The organism is Micromonospora sp. NBC_00362, from assembly GCF_026342155.1.
Classification (GTDB): Bacteria; Actinomycetota; Actinomycetes; order Mycobacteriales; family Micromonosporaceae; genus Micromonospora; species Micromonospora hortensis.
Window position 1 is genome coordinate 6,845,049 of the sequence record NZ_JAPENH010000001.1, and the last position, 19,021, is coordinate 6,864,069.

Here is a 19,021-nt window from a genome sequence, read left to right on the forward strand (position 1 = left end):
CCACTTAGAACTGGGCCCATCCAGCCATGATGGCGCGGCCGGGGCATCGCCGGCTTCTCGTATGAGCCGTGGTCGCACAGTGCCGGACGCAAGCTCAGCGGCTAGCGGGTGCTTTTCACCGCAAGGGCGTTAAGTGCTCTCGCTACCTCATATATGTCCGCCTTAACGTAGGTCGTTGTCGTCCCGGCGGCAGATCTGTCGTCGTGCACAGCGTAAGCGCGAGCGATGCCATAGCCGAAGTGCGCTCTATTCAGGTCAGAGTCGTGTGGCGGAGCCAGTGAGTGCTGATTTGCCGCAGCCGGCTGTAAGCCGCTCCCCATCTACAGCCACCATGACCAGATAGCCCTTGGCGTAGCGGGGACCCGTCTGCTCGGGCGCGAGGAATGGCCGCGGTTCGGCTGCGCCGCAGTCCCTATTCAATCCTCTCACCGGCATCATTGAAAGCGCCCGGCACGCCTGCCCTCGCTGTCACCGTCCGCAAGTGGGACAGGCTCCCGCCCGCCCGGGCGGTGACAGCGGCTGACCTGGCTGGTCGTGCTCTGCGGCGGGCGGCGACCCCCGCTGTTAGCGTCACCGCGCTGAGGAAGACGACGATGCCAGTGGTTGCGGAGGGTGAGCGCGGATCGCGGCATGAGAGTGCGCTTTGGGTCAGCCCTGTGGGCGCCGATCGCGTACCTTGCAGGCATGCCAGTGGCATCCGCCGACGTGCTGCAAGCTGCGGTCGCTACCCCGCCAAATCGTCGCCTCGCAACGATTGCGTTCTCCCTAGCGCTGGTCGCTGTAGGGCTGGTCGGCGGCTTTGGGGCGGCCAAGCTTGCCGACGATCCGAACACCGCCAAGCCGGAGCTGCTCGTTGGGACGGTCACCTGGTCGAACGACCAGACCAGGTCCATCGCCTTTGAGGAAGACGGGGCCCTACGGGGCCCTCTCGATGGCGACACGATCTACTCAGTAATCGCCGAAAGCTGGCAGGACGTGAGCGGGACACTGCACAACGACGGTACCTATCCAACCTGCCTGGCCGGCGAGAAGGACGACCCCGTCTCAGAGGACCGGCACCGAATCGAGCTTGAGGTCCTACACCGGGACACGGGCGATCAGCCACAGCACATCGTCGTCCACGTCCACTGCCTCGATTGATGGCATGAGCCGGGCCTGCGCTTCTGGCTTAACCTCGGCCACGAGACCGGCCCAGAGTGATCGTTTGGTGACACCCACTCAATTCGACAGATCCGGAGGCGAAGGGCTCGCAGTACTTGGGGAGATCCGTTACGCGCGGTTATCGTCAGGGACACCCTCGCCAGATCCGATGGTCGGCAAGGTGGTCGATCATTGCGGATGGGTTGACGTGCCCAGGGTCTGCACTTCGAGCCGTACCTGACTTTGTGCTTGTGCCGGTACCCCGACTCCCGGCGACATCGACCAGCTAAATCATCAAGAAAGCGCCAACTGTCGAACGGCATTCGTCTCCGCTCGAGGTGCGCAGCGGCCCCTAATTGATCCAAACCATCCGCGACGAGCAAGCGATCTGCCAGGGCGCCCACGCGAGATCTGCGGTTTGTCCGGATTAGTGCTGGTCGGCCTGAGCTTGCCAAACGGGACGCAAGGCCGATGCCCGGCCGACCGGCAATGGGTTCATGCCGGCGGCCGGGCATCCTCACCCATGAGCTACCAGTAAATCTCGTTCCACTGCTGGTCGATGTAGTTATAAGAGCATGGAGCCTGAACCACCGGCGCTTCTAGACCGTATCCGCGCACCACCATGCACTGCCGGCTGTTCTCGTTCATGAAGATTTGCCTCCCGTTTGCCGTTGTCAAAGGAATCCAGTTCTGATCCTTGTAGTTGGCGCAAGGAGTTGTGACTACGGGCGCGCCGGAGGCGTACCCGCGAACAACCAGGCAGAGATTGCTGTTGATGTTGCGGATGCGCACCATGCTTGTCTTGGTGACATCCATCCTCCACTTCTGGTCGGCGTAGTTGGCGCAAAGGGTCTGGACAGCCGTGACCCCACTCACCTTTCCGCGGGCCAGCAGGCATTGACCGCTGTTCACGTTACCCCAGCTGACATCCTTCTCAATTGGATAGGCGTTCGCAGGAGAAACAATGGCCAGGGATGCCACCACGCTAAGAAAAGTTGTCGCGGCGAGCCTTAGAAATTGCCTTTGAATTTTCAATAGAGGACTCCTTTGTCAAGTCAAGAAACGAAACTCTACGATACAAGGAGCCACCTTCAGGTTGACTTCAAATTTGCAACCTCAGTATTGCGTCGGCAGTGGGTGAATCGGGTTGGGTTCGTGTTGGTGTTGCCCAGTGGCGGGGAGTTGGACCGGTTGGATGCGCGGGTTGGTTCTCGGTTTCGGCGGGTGGAGCTGCGGCTGCGGGTGTGGGTGCGTCGGTACGTGTGGGGGGTGGTGTCGGGTCTGGGGTGTAGGAGCGGCTGGATTGTGGCTGGGTGGGCCGGTGAGGTGTCGCCGGACGGGATGCAGGGGTTTGTTGCGGTGCGCGGATTGGGATGCCGATGCGGTCGGTGGCGATGTGCGGGACCACCTCGTGCATCTCGGTGATCCGGCTGGTGTGTTGATCATGGATGACATCGGGTTTTTAGGAGGGCAGCTGGTCGGCGGGGTGCGGCGGGAGTTCTTCGGGCACCGCTGGGCGGACGAGGGCTGCGTGGTTGGGGCATCGGGATCGGTGTCGGGGTGGCGGGGATCCTGGACGGGGTGCAGTTCGTCGCGAGGTGCGGATGGCCCGGGAGGTGCTGGCCCGGGCGTTGAATGTCGGGGTGTCGGTGGGGCGGGTGACGATGGACGAGGCCTACGGGCAGTCGAAGTCGTGCGGGTGTGGTTGGAACACCCGGGAAGTGGGTTACGGCTTCATGTTGGCTTCTGTGGAGTTCCCCGCCCCTTGACCAGGCGTCGGTGGAGGGACGGACCGGCATGGCGACGGGCCAGTCTCGCAGGTCGGCGCGGGCGACAGGCACGGGCGGAGCGGCGGAACGCGATGTCCTCGAAGCTTTGACCAAGGTATTCGACATTCTGCGCCGCAGCCCAGGATGCCCATGCGGGCGGCGCGGTTCGAGATGACCAAAGAAGCTCTCCGGAAGGCGGCTTGAAGTCGTGGCCCGTTAAAAATGTCCTCCAAAGCGAGAGCTGGAGTACAACGCGAGCTTCGGCCACCGGCCCGTCAACGTTAAGACAGGGGAGTGACACCCGACGGCCTGATGCTTGACGCTTGAATGAGACGGTGAGCGGATCGGTGGACAAGAACTGCTTCACGGCTCGCAAATCTTGCACATTAGTATATAGTCCTATTCATGGTTCGGAGGGTCAGTGAGTAATTCCATCAATCGGCCAGCGAAAGGGGTGCGCCGCCTTCAGGTCGGACGGCGAACCCTGTTAGGCGTGCCGCCCCTCATTGCGCTGGCGACCCTCGGACTGCCCTCACAGTCGGCCAGCGCCAACACCTCGGCGCCGGAATGTCTGGCTGACCTGCAGGTGGTCCGCTGATGGCGATCACGTGGTTGGCTGATGTTTTGCGGCAGGCCGGAGTCACCGTGGTCGAGGAAGGCGACTGGCGATCTCGCAGCGCGGGAGGCTCATTCGCTCCGATTGGCATTCTCTGGCATCACACAGCAGGGGCGAACAGCAGTCCGGGCCGCCCCGCGCCTTCACTCGGCGTCGTTATCGCCGGCCGACCGGAACTACCGGGCCCGTTGTGTCACGCCTTGGTGGACTACAACGGCGTCTTTCACCTGATCTCGGCGAACAGTGCTAACCACGCCGGTCCGACCAGAGCCAGCGGCCCTATCCCGGCCGGCAGCGGCAACGCCATGCTGATCGGTTGGGAGATCGACTACTCTGGTGATCAGACCGCGAGCAGCATTCCAGACCAAGCAATGTCCGCTGCACAGTACTCAGCTTCGGTCATCGCCACTGCCGCTGTACTCCGGTATCTCGGACGCGACGCGAGCTACGCGCGAGGCCACCGCGAAACCTCAGTCAGCGGCAAGATTGATCCCTCCTACATCAATCTCGACACCATGCGGGCGGATGTAGCACGGGTGATGACCCAGGCGGGTCAGGCTCACGCGTTGATTGTTGGTGGTGGGGGTGGGATTTACCATCAGGTTCGTTATGCCGGGAGTGCGGGCTGGTCGGGTTTCCAGCCGTTGGACGGGATGGGTGGTGCGCCGGCGGCCGGTAGCGCAGTGGCGGTCGGTGAGATGCCGGACGGTTCGGCGCAGGTGTTGATCGTCGGTAGCGATGGTGGGATCTTCCATCGGGTTCGTAACGCCGCCACGGGTTGGACGGGTTTCCAGCCGTTGAAGGGGATGAGTGGTGCGCCGGCCAAGGGCACCGATGTGGCGATCGCGGGGATGCCGGACGGTTCGGCGCAGGTGTTGATCGTCGGTAGCGATGGTGGGATCTTCCATCAGGTTCGTAACGCCGCCGGTGGTTGGACGGGTTTCCAGCCGCTGGACGGGATGGACGGAAAATCGGCGAAGGGATCGCGGGTGGCGATCGCGGGGATGCCGGACGGTTCGGCGCAGGTGTTGATCGTCGGTAGCGATGGTGGGATCTTCCATCGGGTTCGTAACGCCGCCACGGGTTGGACGGGTTTCCAGCCGTTGAAGGGGATGAGTGGTGCGCCGGCCAAGGGCACCGATGTGGCGATCGCGGGGATGCCGGACGGTTCGGCGCAGGTGTTGATCGTCGGTAGCGATGGTGGGATCTTCCATCAGGTTCGTAACGCCGCCGGTGGTTGGACGGGTTTCCAGCCGCTGGACGGGATGGACGGAAAACCGGCGAAGGGATCGCGGGTGGCGATCGCGGGGATGCCGGACGGTTCGGCGCAGGTGTTGATCGTCGGTAGCGATGGTGGGATCTTCCATCGGGTTCGTAACGCCGCCACGGGTTGGACGGGTTTCCAGCCGTTGAACGGGATGAGTGGCACGCCGGCCAAGGGCACCGACGTAGCCATCGCCGGCTGACACCCACCAACAGCAAAGGCGCGGGGCCGAGGACTCACCTCAGCTCCGCGCCATCGCCGTCACAAGTTCAGAGTGCGGACTGCCGGGAAGAAGCGAGCCCTCTGCGGGGATTTTCTTGGGCCGGATCCGGGATCTACCCGATGCAGGCGCCAATGCCGGGGGGTGAAACTCACCGGCATGTGAGTCCTCCGGGCCGGGCTGGTCCAATCCGAGACCGCAATGCTGCAACTGGGCGTGGTGATGCTGTCGGGCATCGTGACGGTGCTGGTGACCCGAGGTTTTTCGAGGCGGCCGGCTATTTAAAGCTTAGCGGCGGCGGGCTGCACATCGCGCACCTGCTGTGGGGCGGCCTGCCCATGCTCGTGGGCCTCGGCGCCGCGCTGGCACTCGTCGGGCGGACCGCGCAGCTGAGCGCCGCGGTGCTGGGCGGCGCCGGCTTCGGGCTGTTCATCGACGAGGTCGGCAAGTTCGTCACCGAGCGGACGGACTACCCTTATCGGCCCGCAGCCGGCATCATCTACCGCGCCTTCGCCACCCTCCCGGTGCTGATGGCCCGGCTTGACCACCGCGGCCATGACTCGGCGGATCGGCGAACCGCGCGCGCGGTCCAGCTCGCCCTCACCGGGGTGACCTCGGCCCTGACGCCACGGCGGCACGCGGCGGCGTTGCGCCTGGCCGAGGATTCCGACCGGGAGGCCGACATTGCCGCCACCCGGTTGCTCACTGCCGTGCAGCCGAGGCACAGCAGGGGGGAACGGCGTTCACGTTCAGCCGCGGACGTTCTCCGGGCACTGGTCACCCCCGGAGCGATGGGCCCGGCTGGTCAAGGTGAGCGTCGTGAGTGTCGTCGCGTTGCTCGCAGGAGGCGGCGATCAGCATGATTGAACGGGGCGCTGGGCGGTGACCTCATCCACGACGGCGAACTCGGTGCCAGCCTGGCAGTGGCCGCCGCGGCTCTGGTGTCGGCCCTTCTCTGCCTGCGGGCGCTTCTGTTACTGCCCCGGGACCGGGCGGCCGCCTTCCGGCAGCTGTCCGCGTCCCTGTTGGTGAATCTTCTGGCCGGTCAGGTCTTCACCTTCGTCGTCAACCAGTTCGCGGCCGTCACCGCCCTCGGCATGGACCTTGCGCTGCTGGCCGTGGTCAGGGCCGAGTCGCGGTGGCTGGCGGACTGGGCGAAGCATAACCTCGGCGCGTAGACGACCACCGGGTCGCCCGGCTCGGACAGCCCTCAGTTATCCGGAGGCCGTCGGCGGCTACCGCGGCAACCCGAGGTGATCATCCCGTACCGCAAGCCCACGACGGCAGCGAACTACCCGCCTGGAAGCAAGACCCCAAACGTCGAACACCGCCCGGTCCGGGCAGGGGGCGAACAGGCCCTGGCCAGGATGAAGTGCTTCAAGATCCTGCGCGACTACAGCCGTGCCGGCCACACATGGGCCGACGCCGTTTCCGGCATCGCCAACCTCCACAACATCATCCTCACCGGCTGACCATCGGTCCGACCCAAGGCAACCCTTCACCCAGCTACGAGACGCCCCTAGGCCGTGTCTTCAAAGGTTCACAACCATTGGAGTAGCGCGGCGATAGTGACTGTGGCCTGGAACGAGGTCGCGGTCTTGTCGTAACGGGTCGCCACGCTGCGGCACTGCTTGAGCCGGTTGAAGCACCGCTCCACGACGTTGCGCCGTTTGTAGAGCTGCTTGTCGAACACCGGTGGTCGGCCGCCACGGCTGCCTCGTCGGTGGCGGTTGGCCTGCTGGTCGGCGCGCTCAGGGATCGTGTGTCCGACGCCGCGCCGGCGCAGGTGCTCACGGATGGCCTTCGAGCTGTAGCCCTTGTCGGCGATGACATGGTCGGGCCGGACCCGAGGTCGGCCGGGTCCGGACCGCTCGACCCGGATCGCTGCCATGACGTGCGTGAAGCGGCTGCAGTCGTTGACGTTGCCGCCGCTGAGCACGAACGCCAGGGTCCGACCCAGGCCGTCGCAGGCGAGGTGAATCTTGGTGGTCAGTCCACCTCGACTTCGACCGAGGGCGTGATCTTGTGGTTCGTCCGTTTCTCGGTGCCCCCTTTAGCGCCAGCGGCATGCTGATGAGCACGCACGATCGTGGAATCCACCGACACCAGCCAGTCGATGTCCCCGGCAGCGTCCGCGTCGGCCTGGACCCCGGCGAGCATCCGCTCGAACGTGCCGTCCAGGGCCCATCTGCGGAAACGGGTGTAGATCGACTGCCAGGATCCGTAGCGGGCGGGCGCATCCCGCCACGCCGCCCCGGCCCGGATCTTCCACACGATCCCGTTGAGGACCCGCCGGTCATCGACCCGAGGCCGACCACCAGTCACCGCCGACGGCAGATACCTCGACAACGCATCCCACTCGACGTCAGACAACTCATAGCGACGACCCACGCCCTACATCATCCGACACCAAAATCCTTTGAAGACAGCGCCTAAGGCCGGCCGGTGTGGCTCCGCGTTACTACCACCGTGACCTCGGTGTCTGGCACATGATCGCCAGCCCTCGACTTGGCCATCGGGAAGATCCACTATCGGATCCGAGACCGGAAACGCTCGAGCGAGTTCCTTGACTTCCTCAAGAGTTTGCGCCGCCGCTGGCCAGACCAGCGGCTGCACCTGACCCTGGGCAACTTCTCCTCGCACAAACACCCCACCGTCCGCGCGTGGTGCCAGACCAATAACGTGTTGAGGTTGTCCCAGACCAGCACGATCGGACCGCCGAGCTGCTGGTGCGCGGTGTGGAGCAGTGCTATTTAGTCGCTTTCGGTGAAGCCGCGTCGTTCCTTCTTGCGGCCGCAATGGGTAATCGTTCGATAGATCAACCGGCTGCGTCGACCCGGCTTCACGCAGACCAGCCCGCGATCGAGACCCGGCCAGAGCCCTTACGTAGCCGACACCGGAATAGGGCATTGGCCAGTCGCCGCCAGCCGGCCGGCAGCGGGAACCATTCGGCCCTCTCGACGCCAGCCCGGCCTGACCCTCGGCACGCCACCGTTTGCGCCAGCTATACACCGCTGTCTGCGACGGCCTCGGCAACCGGCACGTCCTGCGCGAACCACCCGGCCGCTTGTCGCCGCACCGACTCACGGCTCACCCGCCCTCGGACAGCCCACCACCGTCGGGATACCTGAACCCTCCGCCTACGCCCCAATCCGCGAAGATTACGCCAACACGCCAACACGCCAACACGCCGACACGCAGTGGACAACAAACCTGACCTTTCAGGTCTGTAGCTGAGCTTGATCGTCTCTGTGAGTGGTTCGCTCGGGTCGAGTCGGGGGCGCGGTGTCGATCAGCTCATCGGCCAACAAATCCATGAGAAGGCCGTCGTGCCAGCTGCCATCCGGGTCTCGCTCGTAACTGCGCATGAGGCCGACCGGCCGGAATCCGACCTTGCTGTAGCACCGGATCGCCGCTGCGTTGTCGGCGGCCGGATCGATAACAATGCGGTGGTGGCCGTGATCGACGAACAGGTGTCGGGCCAGCGTGCGGATAGCGTCGGTGCCCAATCCTTGGCCGTGGACATCCGGATCGACGTAAATGTCGATGTTCGCATGCCGGTAGTCCGGGTCCGTCTCTGCTCCCCACTGGATCATGCCCACTACCTGACCGCGGTGCTCGATGACCAACGGGTGGACGTCCGGGTCGTCGAGGTCGTCGGCCACCGACGCGGCCAGATCCGCACCGCCGCGCCATCGCTCGTACACCTCTGGCTTGGCGCGGATGCCGGCCAAGACGGGGATGTCCATCGCCACGGCCAGTCGCAACGTCACCAGGGCGCCGTGCAGGGTTTTCAGCATGCCGAGCAGGCTACGGTCCGGCATGCGAGCGGCAAACCGATTTCCGCGACATGCGAGCGGTGATCTGAAAGGCCGCTACGATCGAGCTTGTTGAGGTGTCCGGCGAGGGCGCCGGCCGGGTCTGGATCGCTGGCCTGGTCTGCCTCAAGCCCGGACAGTGAGGCCGTCTGATGTGGCGCACCCGGCTGCATCGTGGTCGCAGAGGCGAACGCGGCAGCTTGAGCGAGGGCGACTACATCGCCTTCCTTGACCAGGCCCATCAACGCCTCCACGCACCGATAACGCCGATCTGGGACAACCTGAACACCCACGTCAGCACCGCATGCACGCCCTGATCGCTGTCCGGCCATGGCTGACCGTGATCCGGTTACCCGCCTCAGCCCCGGACCTCAACCCCACACGGTATCGACCACCTCGCGCAACTGGTCAAACGTCGACTACGCACTTGTCAGCACCAGACCGATCTCCTCGCCGGCTTCTTCGCCAGCACCGGCATGACCCTCGAACCCGAACCACCGAGATAGCTCCAACCCTGGCCCTTCAACCTCTAGAGCGGCCGGTAATTTTCGAACGTCGACCGCAAGCAGCGAGACGACCGTCGGAGGTGACGGCCGTCTCGGAGTTGGTAGACCATTTCTGGTCCATTGTCCGCACAGGTGCATTTATTTTAGCGTCAAGGCTGCGCCATTATTGCGTCGACTATTCCCGGTTAATTTCCTCGATCAGCAGCTTCGCCGCCATCGCGGCTCCATCGGGGCGGATCGTACCGGCCAAGGCCCTTGCGTTCGCCTGGATTCGGGGACTCAGCGCTGTTTCGAGGGCTTCAGACAGTGATTCGACAGTCGGCGTCCGACCGTCGTGTGCCACGCCGATGCCCAGTTCGGCCACCCGGGCGGCCAGGTACGGCTGGTCGGCGATCTGGGGAACCACGACCTGGGGCACTCCGGCCCGGGCCGCTGTAGTTGTGGTACCGGCGCCACCGTGGTGCACGACGGCAGCCAATCGCGGGAACAGTGCCTGCTGGTTGACCTCGCCCACCGTGAAGCAGTCGTCCTGGGCGTCGATCGAGGTCAGGCCGGCCCAGCCGCGAGAGACCAGGATGCGGCGGCCGGTGGCGCGGCTCGCTTCGATGGCCACCCGAGCGATGTCCTTCGGGGCGTAGGCGGCCATGCTGCCGAAGCCGACGTAGACCGGTGGTGCGCCCGCGTCCAGGAATTGCTCCAAGTCGGCGGGCAAAGGGCGGTCGTCGGGCAGGATCCAGGCGCCGGTTTGCACCAGTTCGAGGTCGGTCATGCCCTGCGCAGGGCACAGTGCTGGGTCCGCTGCCAGCCATGGCTGGTCGGTGAAGACGTAGTCGCGAACGTTGTCCACCGGCGGCAGACCGATGGCATCCCGATGGCTGTTGAGTGCCTCGCCGTAAAGAGCGTTGACCCGTTGGGCGTCCTGCTCCCACAACACCTGGATGTCAGTCTCGTCCTGGGGCGACGGCGTGCCGGGCCGCGCTCCTGGCGGGAAGTGCCGCGAGGGCAGCCCGTAAGTGTGGAAGCAAGCGAACACGTAAGGGATACCCAGCTTGTCGGCCACGTCCCGGGCACCGGCCGGCATCAGGCCGGTCGCGATGAGCGCGTCGCACCCCTCGGCGGCCGCCGTCAACGTTTCGAACCGCGCGGCGACCAGCTCACGCGCGAGCCGGAACGCGTCCTCCGCCGTAGGCGGCCTCGACCCGGCGACCACCGAGCGCACCGTCGGGCCCATCGGTACCAGCGGCACGCCGACCCGCGCCAGCAGCGCCGAAAAATCCTCGTCAGGCGGTGCGCATACCTGCGCCTCCACGCCGAGTTCCCGCAACGCCACCGCGAGACCCACCAGCGGTTCGACATCTCCGCGCGATCCCCATGTCGACATCACCACACGCATTTCTTAGCTCCCAATTCTTCGATTGCCGGACTTCGGTCGATGATTCTGCGGCAACCCCGGGGCCTTGCCGCAAGACCCCTATTGCGCTATATTATGGGCACGGCAGGGAGAGAAGTGGCTTCAACCGTGCGTCGCCGATGACGCGTCGGCGACGTCTTACGGGGCCGCCGGGGGTCTGGATCGGTCGAGTGCACCTCGTTCCGAGGACAACCGCCCAGCGCCGTTACTTCCACCGAGGACGTCGACGAGGACCGAGCGGGCTACCCGCGCGCGTGCCGAAGCAACCGAAGTTGGCCGATCTCCGTGGCATTCTTCAGTAACTCGGTGTTCACCCAGGCAAGCATGTGGGCGACGGTATACGCGGGATCGTGCTGCCACGGGAACGGCGCGGTAGCGTCGAGGTCCGTTTCACTGAGTCGGTCACACGCGGCCAGCCATTGAGCACGGAGGTCACGTAGCCAAGCCACCGCCTTTTCGCCATCACCGGGCCAACTGATCTCGGCGCGCTGACGTGGCGTGCGGCCGTGGACATGGTCGATAGCGACCGTCCACCACCAGCCGATGTGCCAGCTGATCCACCCGATTGTTGGAACGCAGATCGGGTCGGGCTCCACATCTGCCCAGTCCGGCATCCACCGGCCGTCGGCGTTCGGCCGGACTGTCCAGAAATGCTTGGCAGGCCCCCAGAGCGAATCCGCCGGCTCCAGCCGTTCCAGGTGATATTCGAGAAGAGACCATGTCAGGTCAAACTGCCAACGCAGCAGGTCACAGCGGGAGACGGGCATCAGGAAATTTTACCGTACGGGCGTAACTGGGTCGAGCGGTTTTTCGTGGCGGAATGAATTGTTGCGCCGACCAGTCAAGCCACCCAGACCGGTTCATCCGCCGGCCCCGCGCACCCCAACTCCCGGAGCAGTCCTGGATCAACCAGCCAACAACTGCGGCACAAGCCGTCTCAATTTGCCTTGACAAATACCGAAAGATGTGCGGCCTGCGACTGTTGTATCCGGGTGTGTCGACGTTGGCACCCAAACGAGCGAACATCGACAATGCTGAGATTTCGCCGGTGCCGAAACTCAGCGACATCTGGTGTTCCATTTCGCGAACGAGGCCCCCTACGGGAGCTGCCTTCGCCACATCCTGAACGCCATCACGCCGCCCTGCCATCAGGTCAGACGGCGTGTCGCCCAACACCACGAACGTTCGTGGTGTTGGGGCACTAGCTGCGGGAGTGTGGCGTCGACCTGGTCGGAGGGCAGAAGCCCAGCTCACCCCACGCTAGCCGAAGATCGCGCAGGAGATGTACGAGGAGACCGGGCTTGCCGGGCGCCGAGTGCACACCGTCGCACACATCGCCGCTGAGGTCGGCGTCACCCGGCTTACTCTCTATCGGCACCTCGCCTAATTGCCTACCGGGCGCAGTTGACGAACAGCCCGGGCTGTTCGTCAACTGCGCCCGGTTGCCCACACTTTTATGAAGCCATGTTGCGGATGACGGCAGGTACTTCCCTCGGATGTGTCATGACGACATTGTGGCCTCCTGCCGGGAGGCTTACGACATGCCGCTGAGGCGCAGCGGCCATGATAGTGGCGATTTCGTCGGGCCGATTCGTAAAGAAAACTCGAGTGGGAAGCAGGATCGTCATGAGGCAAGTGATCTGGTCGTCTACCTGGTGTCGGGGAGGAAGTTTCGAGTGGCTACCGCCCGTACAAGCTCCGGATCGACTCCTGCATTGAGTCAGCCGCTGGGAGCGTCGGCAGCCTGCTTGGCGATCCAGGCGTTTCGTCGTGCGGCGTCGAAGTGTCGGACGTAGCGGCGCGAAGATCGTCCTGCTCAGCGCTTATCTGGCCACCCCGATCAGGCACGTCTTCGTCGACCAGGGCTTCGCGGGCCGTCTCGTGGACTGGACCCGTGACACCTTGAAGATCACGCTGGAGATCGTGCGGAAGCCTGCTGACCAGCGGGGCTTCGCCGTACGCTCGCGCGGATGGGTCGTGGAGCGGACCCTGGCATGACTGACCGCATGCCGCCGGCCGGCCCGCGATTACGAACGCCACCCTGAAATCTCCGAAGGCGTCGTCAGGCAGACCACCATCACCGGCATGACCCGCCGCATCACCCGCGGCCGGCCAGCCCGACGACAGGCAAAGCGCACCCTCATCTCAACCTCATCAAGCCCCTCTTAAACACGCTCTCAGGGACGCCGCCGCAGCGCGGGTACATCGGCCTGTCGAGGGCCGGGTGGGCAGGGACCGGGTTCCATCGACGCTCTCCGCGTTGCAGGCATCAACCCACATCGCTGCCGCTAACGGCCATGACGCCCGTGACAGCACCGGCTTCTGGCACTACTCCGGCATCACGTGCCAGCTTTGCAAGGCCCAAAGGTGTCGGCTGCGTGGGGCAGTGAGGTCCTCGACCGGCTGCGGGTACCGCGGCCGCTGAGACGTAGGCGCATGGACGCGCGCGTCTGGACCATGGATGCAGTGGTAGCCAGGGTGTGAAATCGTCACATGACGAAGATGCACCTAGCAGCGCACCTTAGAACAAACGGCGCCGTCAGCCCGCTTGTTCGCTACCTCCGACTATGCCGTGATGTCCGGCCCTCCTAGGACGAGCGATTTCGGCAGTAGGAAATCTAATGCTGACCCCTCCAGAGCTCGCGCCCTTACTGCGGTCGCTTCGTAGCGACTCCGAGTAACCCCAAACTAACTTCCGTGCCAGTCGGCGCATCACTAATAACAGTCTAGAAAGGGAAGTCACTGTGTTTGCATCTGTTGACACCGGTCCTGTCGTCATTATCGGGGGGACGGGTAAGACCGGCCGCCGGGTAGCTGAGAAGCTTGCGCAGCGGGGTGTGAGTGTCCGAGCGGTGTCACGCTCGACGGCCATCCGTTTTGACTGGAACGACCCCGCGACCTGGGACGCGGCACTCGCAGGTGCGGGCGCCGCTTACATCACCTACAGCCCTGATCTTGCCTTCCCTGGCGCCGACAAGCAGATCGAGATGCTGGCCGGCATGCTCGCCGATCGCGGCATCTCTCGGGTGGTCCTGCTGTCGGGTCGAGGAGAGGACGGTGCTGTGGCCAGCGAGCGAGCTTTGTTGAAGTCTGTTCCGACGGCCGTGGTCGTGAGCTGCTCGTTTTTCACGCAGAACTTCACCGAGGGGCCGTTCCTGCCCAGCGTGCTCGATGGCGAGATCGCGATGCCGGTGAGCGCGACAATCGGCGAGCCTTTCCTCGATATCGATGATCTTGCCGACGTCGTCGTCGTAGCCTTGGCCGATGACACGCATTGCGGCAAGGTTCTTGAACTGACGGGTCCAGAAGCCCTGACCTTCCCAGCCATAATGCGCCTGTTGCGCGACAACGCTGAGCTCACGGTCTCGTTCAAGGAAATCTCAGTGCCCGAGTACATCGAGCAAGCAATGGCGGCTGGGTTGCCGGTCGAGGTCGCCCACGGCTTGGCCGGGCTGTTCACGGAAGTTCTCGACGGCCGTAATGTAGCGACCACCTCAACGGTCCAAGATGTCCTGGGACGTCCGGCGACCCCGGCCGCCGTCACGATCAGCCGGGCAACTCAATCCGGATGCTTCGACGTCGAAGAATACTAAGCCGTCCGACTACGGGGCCTCTGCTTCTTGACGACGGCGACGAGGGTCTTGTCGGCGATGCACGAACGTTTGTCTGGGCGTGGCTGCCCTGTCGGCAGCCGCGCCCAGACGTCAACATCATGAACACGCAGGCGGAGCGGACCGCCGGCCAGTAACTCGGCCAGGATGCATGCGTCCATAATGCCGTAGCTTGCTAGGAGCCCGAACGAGGGCGGGGAAGCGAGTCGGTCAAGAGTCATTCCTCACCCGCAGTCTTGTGGGGTGGAAACGTCGAGGACCGTGCGTGCACCGAGTTTCCCACGACAGCCTCGTCGGCTAGGTGCGAGGAATCATAGGGGCTCCTGCGGCAGGCGTCGGCGTTGTTGGAATCGCGGGCTATTGGCCTCGACGGCGGCTGAGTTGGCTACGCGCCGGCGATCGACGGGTACCCACGGAAATCCGTGCGTGCTCCTTCAGCGGCGAGTTTCTTGGCATTAGCTAGACCAATTCCCTTGCTTCCATCAGTGACTACAGCTACCTTGTCTTCTACGTCAAAATGCATGCAGGCCATCCTGGCTCGTTCCAAGGCTGAGGTCTGGCGGAAATCAGACCTTCAGCTGCTGTTGGCAATCGGCCGTGTCTTCAGGCGACGGCGACGAACTCGATTAATCACGACAATGTGGAAGTCGGAATGGCAGTCTGCACACCTGCGTCTATGGGCAGCCCGGCGGGTGGCAGACTGAGGCGAGTCCGCGGGGCGAGGCGGACGAAGAGGGCCGCGCCAACGTTCGTGGGTCACCAGCGGCTCCGATCAACGGCCGTGGCTCCGGTTTCGTGCGGTGGTCGACGCCGGCATCCGACTTGCGACGACGAGAGCACAGCAGGCGAGCCTAACCGCCGAGATCTGCGCGGCCTGCGATGTCGCCACTGCGTGGCCCTGCCGGTCGACCCAAATGACTGTCTGAGCCAGCCAGAGGCCCGCCTCCTGCCGATCCCCAGCGGACCGGGCGGCCCGGCGTGGCTAGCACGCTGAGCTGGAGTGGACCTTCTATTGAACGTGCCGGGCTGCGGGACTTGTGTCGCTCATTCTGGACATGTAAGGTCCAGAACATGCGAATGAGTGAGGGTGTGGAGTGGGCGCTTCACAGCTGCTTGAACCTGAGTTGGGTCGATTCGGGGCGAGCTGTGACGGCGGCCAAGCTCGCGGCCTTCTATGAGCTGCCGGCGGCATACTTGAACAAGCAGTTGCAGGCGTTGACCCGGGCCGGCATCCTGTCGTCCTCCTCTGGGCCGCGCGGCGGGTTTCAGCTGGCCCGCAGTCCTGCGGCGATCACTTTGCTCGACATCGTGACCGCGATCGAGGGGCCGGACGAGGCGTTCCGCTGCGATGAGATTCTTCGGCAAGGCCCAGGCGGCGACCCGGAAACTGACTACCGTCAGACGTGCCTCATTTCGCAGGGTATGCGCCGTGCGGACATCGCGTGGCGGCGTGAGCTGGCCGCGCAGACCCTGGCTGACATCAAGTCCTCAGTGGAGCAGAAGTTTCCCGCTGCTCCACTGAGCACACGGAATCGGCTCGCCGCTCTGCGGGCCTAACAGAACCAGGCTCCTCCGGTGGAGGAGCCTCTTTACGAGAGGTAATCTGGATGTCGCTTGTCCGGAATAACATCGATCGTCCCAAGATCCTGCTGGCGCTGCTGGCGTTCGCGCAGTTGATCATTTCGATCGACTACAACATCGTGTACGTGGCGTTACCCGAGATCGGTCGGGAGCTGGGTTTTTCTGCGCATACTCTGCAGTGGGTCATCAGCGCCTACGCTGTCGCTTTCGGCGGGTTCCTACTGCTCGGCGGTCGAGCGTGTGATCTTTTCGGCCCACGTCGAATCTTCATTCTCGGCCTTGCCTTCTACGCCGCGTCTTCCCTGGCGGGAGGGCTCTCCGCAAGCCCTGGGATGCTCGTGGCCTCCAGGGCGGTGCAGGGCATCGGTGGCGCATTCCTGTTCCCTGCCACACTGACGCTCGTGGGCGTCAGCTTTGCGGCCGGCGCGGAGCGCAATCGCGCTTTCGCAGTATGGGGCACCGCCGGCGGTAGCGGTATGATTCTCGGCTCCCTCCTTGGCGGCGTACTGACCGACGCGTTCCGCTGGCCTGCGGTCTTCTACGTCAACGTGCCGCTGGCTGTGGCTGCGATCGTGTTGGCATTCGCGGTAATCCCGCGAGATCTACCATGGAAAGCGTCCCGGAAGTTCGATCTGGCCGGTGCCCTGAGCGGAACGGCGGGCATTACCCTGGTCGTCTTTGCGATCGTGCAGGGACCCGAATCGGGTTGGATGCGGCCAGCCAATCTCGGTGCCGCTATCGCTGGCGTCGTCGCGCTGACTGCATTCCTAACCATCCAGCGACGCAGCCGCGATCCACTGTTGCCACTTCACCTCATGGCCAACCGGGACCTCCGTACGGGAGTTGTCGTTACGTTCTTGTACATGGGCACCTTCGGCACCCTGCTCTACTTCCTCACCGTGTACTTTCAGAACGTGCATGGCTACAGTGCCTTGCGTACCGGGTTCGCGTTCTTGATCCCGATGATCGCCATTGCTGTCGGTGCCCAGACTGGCGGTCGGCTGGCCACCCGGTACGGCACGCGCACCTCAATGGTCGGCAGTCTGCTGATCGGGGGCATCGGAGCCATCGTCGTCGCCCTGACCATGGGGAGTAATGCCTCGTACCTCGCCCTGGTGCCCGGCCTCGTCGTTCTTGGCCTGGGTCAGGGCGCTGCCTACACCCTCATGTTCGGCGCGGCCAGCACCGGCGTCGCTGCCAAAGAGCAGGGAATTGCCTCTGGCTTGGCCTCAACCACTCAGCAAATTGGAGGCGCGGTCGGGCTTGCTCTCCTCGTCACGGTCGCGAACGCTGCCACCAATGATCACGGAGCGGAGGCAGCGGGTGACGCGACAACGGCGGGTCTGCGCGCTGCCTTCCTGATCGCCACTATCGGCATCGCCGTCAGCACCCTCGTCGCGACCGGCTTCACCGCCGTTCACCGACGCAGTTCGACGCCAACGCAACCGGCCAACAACGAAAAGCAGCCTGTGCAGGTTATGACCCAGTAGGCTTCTTAATGAGGAGAGCCATGTCCACGATACAGCCCCAACCAGCCGTCGTCGTTACGGCTGCCGACGCCGAGGTCCTCGCCGACGGACCCACGAGCCTGATCACCCTACTTGCTGACGCGGACGTTACCAACGGGTCGCTGACCGTCAATCGCTCCCTGCTCCGCGAGGGCTCACCCGGAGCGCCTCCGCACTTTCACACGCGTGCTACCGAGACTCTCTTCATCATCGAGGGTGCATTGCAGGTCCTCGCCGGTGAGGACATCTCAACCTTGCACCGAGGTGATCTGCTTGTCGTGCCTCCACATTTACCGCATGCGTTCGCCCCAGCGCCAGGTGAGGCAGCGGACATTTTAGTTGCATTCACTCCTGGCATCATGCGGTTCGACTATTACCGGCTCCTGGAGCGTGTTTACAAGGGAGAAGCTCAGCCCCAGGAGATTGGGGTCACCTCGGAGCAATTCGATAACCGCTACTTCGATAGTCCAGTATGGCGGGCGCGCCTAGGCGGTTGACTTACGGCGGAAGGTAGGATTTGAATGGCGGCGCTCCTGAAGCCCGATGACGCGGCGGGGGTGCCGCCGATCCGGGTGGTGCTGGCCGACGACGAGGCGATGATCCGGGCCGGTGTCCGGGCCATCCTCGCCAGTGATCCCGGCATCGAGGTCGTGGTCGAGGCCGGCGACGGGCACGCGGCGGTGGAGCTGGTCCGGGCCCACCGACCCCGGGTCGCGCTGCTGGACATCCGGATGCCGCGGCTGGACGGGTTGGCCGCCGCCGCCGAGATCCGCCGGGTCGTGCCGGACAGCGCGACGATCATGCTGACCACGTTCGGCGAGGACGACCACGTGGCCCGGGCGCTCGGGCACGGTGCCAGCGGGTTCCTGCTCAAGGCCGGCGACCCGCGTGAGTTGATCGGTGTGCACGCCGTGGCCGACGGCGGGGCGTACCTCTCTCCGAGGGTGGCCCGCCGGGTGATCGAGCTTGGGGCCGACCGGCTGGCCCGCCGACCCGCCGCCCGGGAACGTGCCGCCGGGCTGACCGAGCGGGAACGGGAGGTGCTGGCCCTGGTCGGGGCGGGCCTCTCCAACGCCGAGATCGCCCGCCGGCTGCACCTCGTGGAGGGCACGGTGAAGAGCTACCTGACAAGCATCTTCACCCGGCTGGACGTACGCAACCGGGTGCAGGCGGCGATCCTGGCGTACGAGGCGGGGTTGGTCGACGGCTGAGCGGAGGCCCGCGACTGGCCCCCGCTCAGCCGACATGCGTTACGCGTCGCGGCGGCGCAGTGCGGCCCGGCCCAGCAGCAGTGCGGCGGCGGCCCACCCGGCGAGCACGCTGACCAGCGCGAGGTAGGCCGCCACCGCCATGATGTCGCCGATCGTGGCGCTGCCCCACTCGCCAAGCACCGGCCGGGCGAGCAGGGCGCCGACGCCGCCGAGCAGCGGCCCGAGCACGAAGGTGACAGCGCGCCAACGACCACATTGATCTTTTGCAGTGGGCTGGGTGATCGTCAAGCGGCCGCTTCCTCGCTGAGGCAGACGTTGAGCTCTCCGATGGTCATCGCGGAACTCAACGAGGGCCACTCGCCGATT

At 64.7% G+C, this 19,021-nt stretch carries 17 protein-coding genes and 2 pseudogenes; 12 read left to right on the top strand and 7 right to left on the bottom strand.

Going from position 1 to position 19,021, the window contains the following annotated elements; translation table 11 throughout:
* The first annotated feature begins 684 nt into the window (after positions 1–684).
* Positions 685–1,140 carry a hypothetical protein gene (locus tag OG992_RS31605; RefSeq protein WP_266305051.1) on the top strand — a complete coding sequence of 152 codons (456 nt, stop codon included), beginning with the start codon at positions 685–687 and terminating at the stop codon, positions 1,138–1,140.
* A gap of 528 nt (positions 1,141–1,668) precedes the next feature.
* Here OG992_RS31605 and OG992_RS31610 read toward each other — a convergent pair.
* Positions 1,669–2,124 (bottom strand): RICIN domain-containing protein, encoded by a 456-nt coding sequence (locus tag OG992_RS31610; protein ID WP_266305052.1) that lies wholly within the window; start codon positions 2,122–2,124, stop codon positions 1,669–1,671.
* A gap of 171 nt (positions 2,125–2,295) precedes the next feature.
* Here OG992_RS31610 and OG992_RS31615 point away from each other — a divergent pair.
* From OG992_RS31615 to OG992_RS31635, 5 genes and pseudogenes are all read left to right on the top strand, one after another.
* A pseudogene (locus tag OG992_RS31615) lies at positions 2,296–2,660 on the top strand (IS701 family transposase); the annotation flags it as partial.
* An 846-nt stretch (positions 2,661–3,506) separates the two neighbouring features.
* Positions 3,507–4,991, top strand: a complete 1,485-nt coding sequence (locus tag OG992_RS31620; RefSeq protein ID WP_266305053.1) for an N-acetylmuramoyl-L-alanine amidase — start codon at positions 3,507–3,509, stop codon at positions 4,989–4,991.
* 140 nt (positions 4,992–5,131) lie between these two features.
* Complete coding sequence (locus OG992_RS31625) at positions 5,132–5,872, top strand: hypothetical protein (protein WP_266305054.1); 741 nt, start codon at positions 5,132–5,134, stop codon at positions 5,870–5,872.
* Positions 5,873–6,187: a hypothetical protein gene (locus OG992_RS31630; protein ID WP_266305055.1), complete on the top strand. Its 315-nt coding sequence runs from the start codon at positions 5,873–5,875 to the stop codon at positions 6,185–6,187.
* A gap of 75 nt (positions 6,188–6,262) precedes the next feature.
* A complete protein-coding gene (locus tag OG992_RS31635; RefSeq protein ID WP_266305056.1) occupies positions 6,263–6,481 on the top strand; it encodes a hypothetical protein in 219 nt (72 codons plus the stop codon).
* A 68-nt stretch (positions 6,482–6,549) separates the two neighbouring features.
* On the opposite strand, the pseudogene OG992_RS31640 reads toward OG992_RS31635, so the two are convergent.
* The 5 genes and pseudogenes from OG992_RS31640 to OG992_RS31660 form a co-directional block, all read right to left on the bottom strand.
* Positions 6,550–7,400, bottom strand: a pseudogene (locus tag OG992_RS31640) (IS5 family transposase).
* 830 nt (positions 7,401–8,230) lie between these two features.
* Positions 8,231–8,809 carry a GNAT family N-acetyltransferase gene (locus OG992_RS31645; protein WP_266305057.1) on the bottom strand — a complete coding sequence of 193 codons (579 nt, stop codon included), beginning with the start codon at positions 8,807–8,809 and terminating at the stop codon, positions 8,231–8,233.
* On the bottom strand, positions 8,803–9,069 hold the full coding sequence (locus OG992_RS31650) for a hypothetical protein (protein WP_266305058.1): 267 nt from the start codon (positions 9,067–9,069) through the stop codon (positions 8,803–8,805). The genes OG992_RS31645 and OG992_RS31650 overlap by 7 nt, the downstream gene beginning before the upstream one ends.
* A gap of 439 nt (positions 9,070–9,508) precedes the next feature.
* Entirely contained in the window at positions 9,509–10,726 is a 1,218-nt protein-coding gene (locus OG992_RS31655) for a glycosyltransferase (RefSeq protein WP_266305059.1), read from the bottom strand.
* A gap of 260 nt (positions 10,727–10,986) precedes the next feature.
* A complete protein-coding gene (locus OG992_RS31660) occupies positions 10,987–11,511 on the bottom strand; it encodes a DinB family protein (RefSeq protein WP_266305060.1) in 525 nt (174 codons plus the stop codon).
* A 1,003-nt stretch (positions 11,512–12,514) separates the two neighbouring features.
* On the opposite strand from OG992_RS31660, the gene OG992_RS31665 reads away from it, so the two are divergent.
* From OG992_RS31665 to OG992_RS31690, 6 genes are all read left to right on the top strand, one after another.
* Positions 12,515–12,742: a hypothetical protein gene (locus OG992_RS31665; protein WP_266305061.1), complete on the top strand. Its 228-nt coding sequence runs from the start codon at positions 12,515–12,517 to the stop codon at positions 12,740–12,742.
* 854 nt (positions 12,743–13,596) lie between these two features.
* Positions 13,597–14,337 (top strand): NmrA family transcriptional regulator, encoded by a 741-nt coding sequence (locus OG992_RS31670; protein ID WP_266305062.1) that lies wholly within the window; start codon positions 13,597–13,599, stop codon positions 14,335–14,337.
* 1,089 nt (positions 14,338–15,426) lie between these two features.
* Positions 15,427–15,912, top strand: a complete 486-nt coding sequence (locus OG992_RS31675) for an Rrf2 family transcriptional regulator (RefSeq protein WP_266305063.1) — start codon at positions 15,427–15,429, stop codon at positions 15,910–15,912.
* Positions 15,913–15,962: 50 nt separating this feature from the next.
* Positions 15,963–17,426: an MFS transporter gene (locus tag OG992_RS31680; protein ID WP_266305064.1), complete on the top strand. Its 1,464-nt coding sequence runs from the start codon at positions 15,963–15,965 to the stop codon at positions 17,424–17,426.
* Between the two features lie 20 nt (positions 17,427–17,446).
* Entirely contained in the window at positions 17,447–17,941 is a 495-nt protein-coding gene (locus tag OG992_RS31685) for a cupin domain-containing protein (protein ID WP_266305065.1), read from the top strand.
* 24 nt (positions 17,942–17,965) lie between these two features.
* The gene (locus tag OG992_RS31690; RefSeq protein ID WP_266305066.1) at positions 17,966–18,655 is read left to right on the top strand and encodes a response regulator transcription factor; all 690 of its coding nucleotides are present in this window, start codon (positions 17,966–17,968) and stop codon (positions 18,653–18,655) included.
* A 39-nt stretch (positions 18,656–18,694) separates the two neighbouring features.
* On the opposite strand, the gene OG992_RS31695 is transcribed toward OG992_RS31690, so the two are convergent.
* Entirely contained in the window at positions 18,695–18,943 is a 249-nt protein-coding gene (locus OG992_RS31695; RefSeq protein ID WP_266305067.1) for a hypothetical protein, read from the bottom strand.
* Between the last annotated feature and the right edge of the window lie 78 nt (positions 18,944–19,021).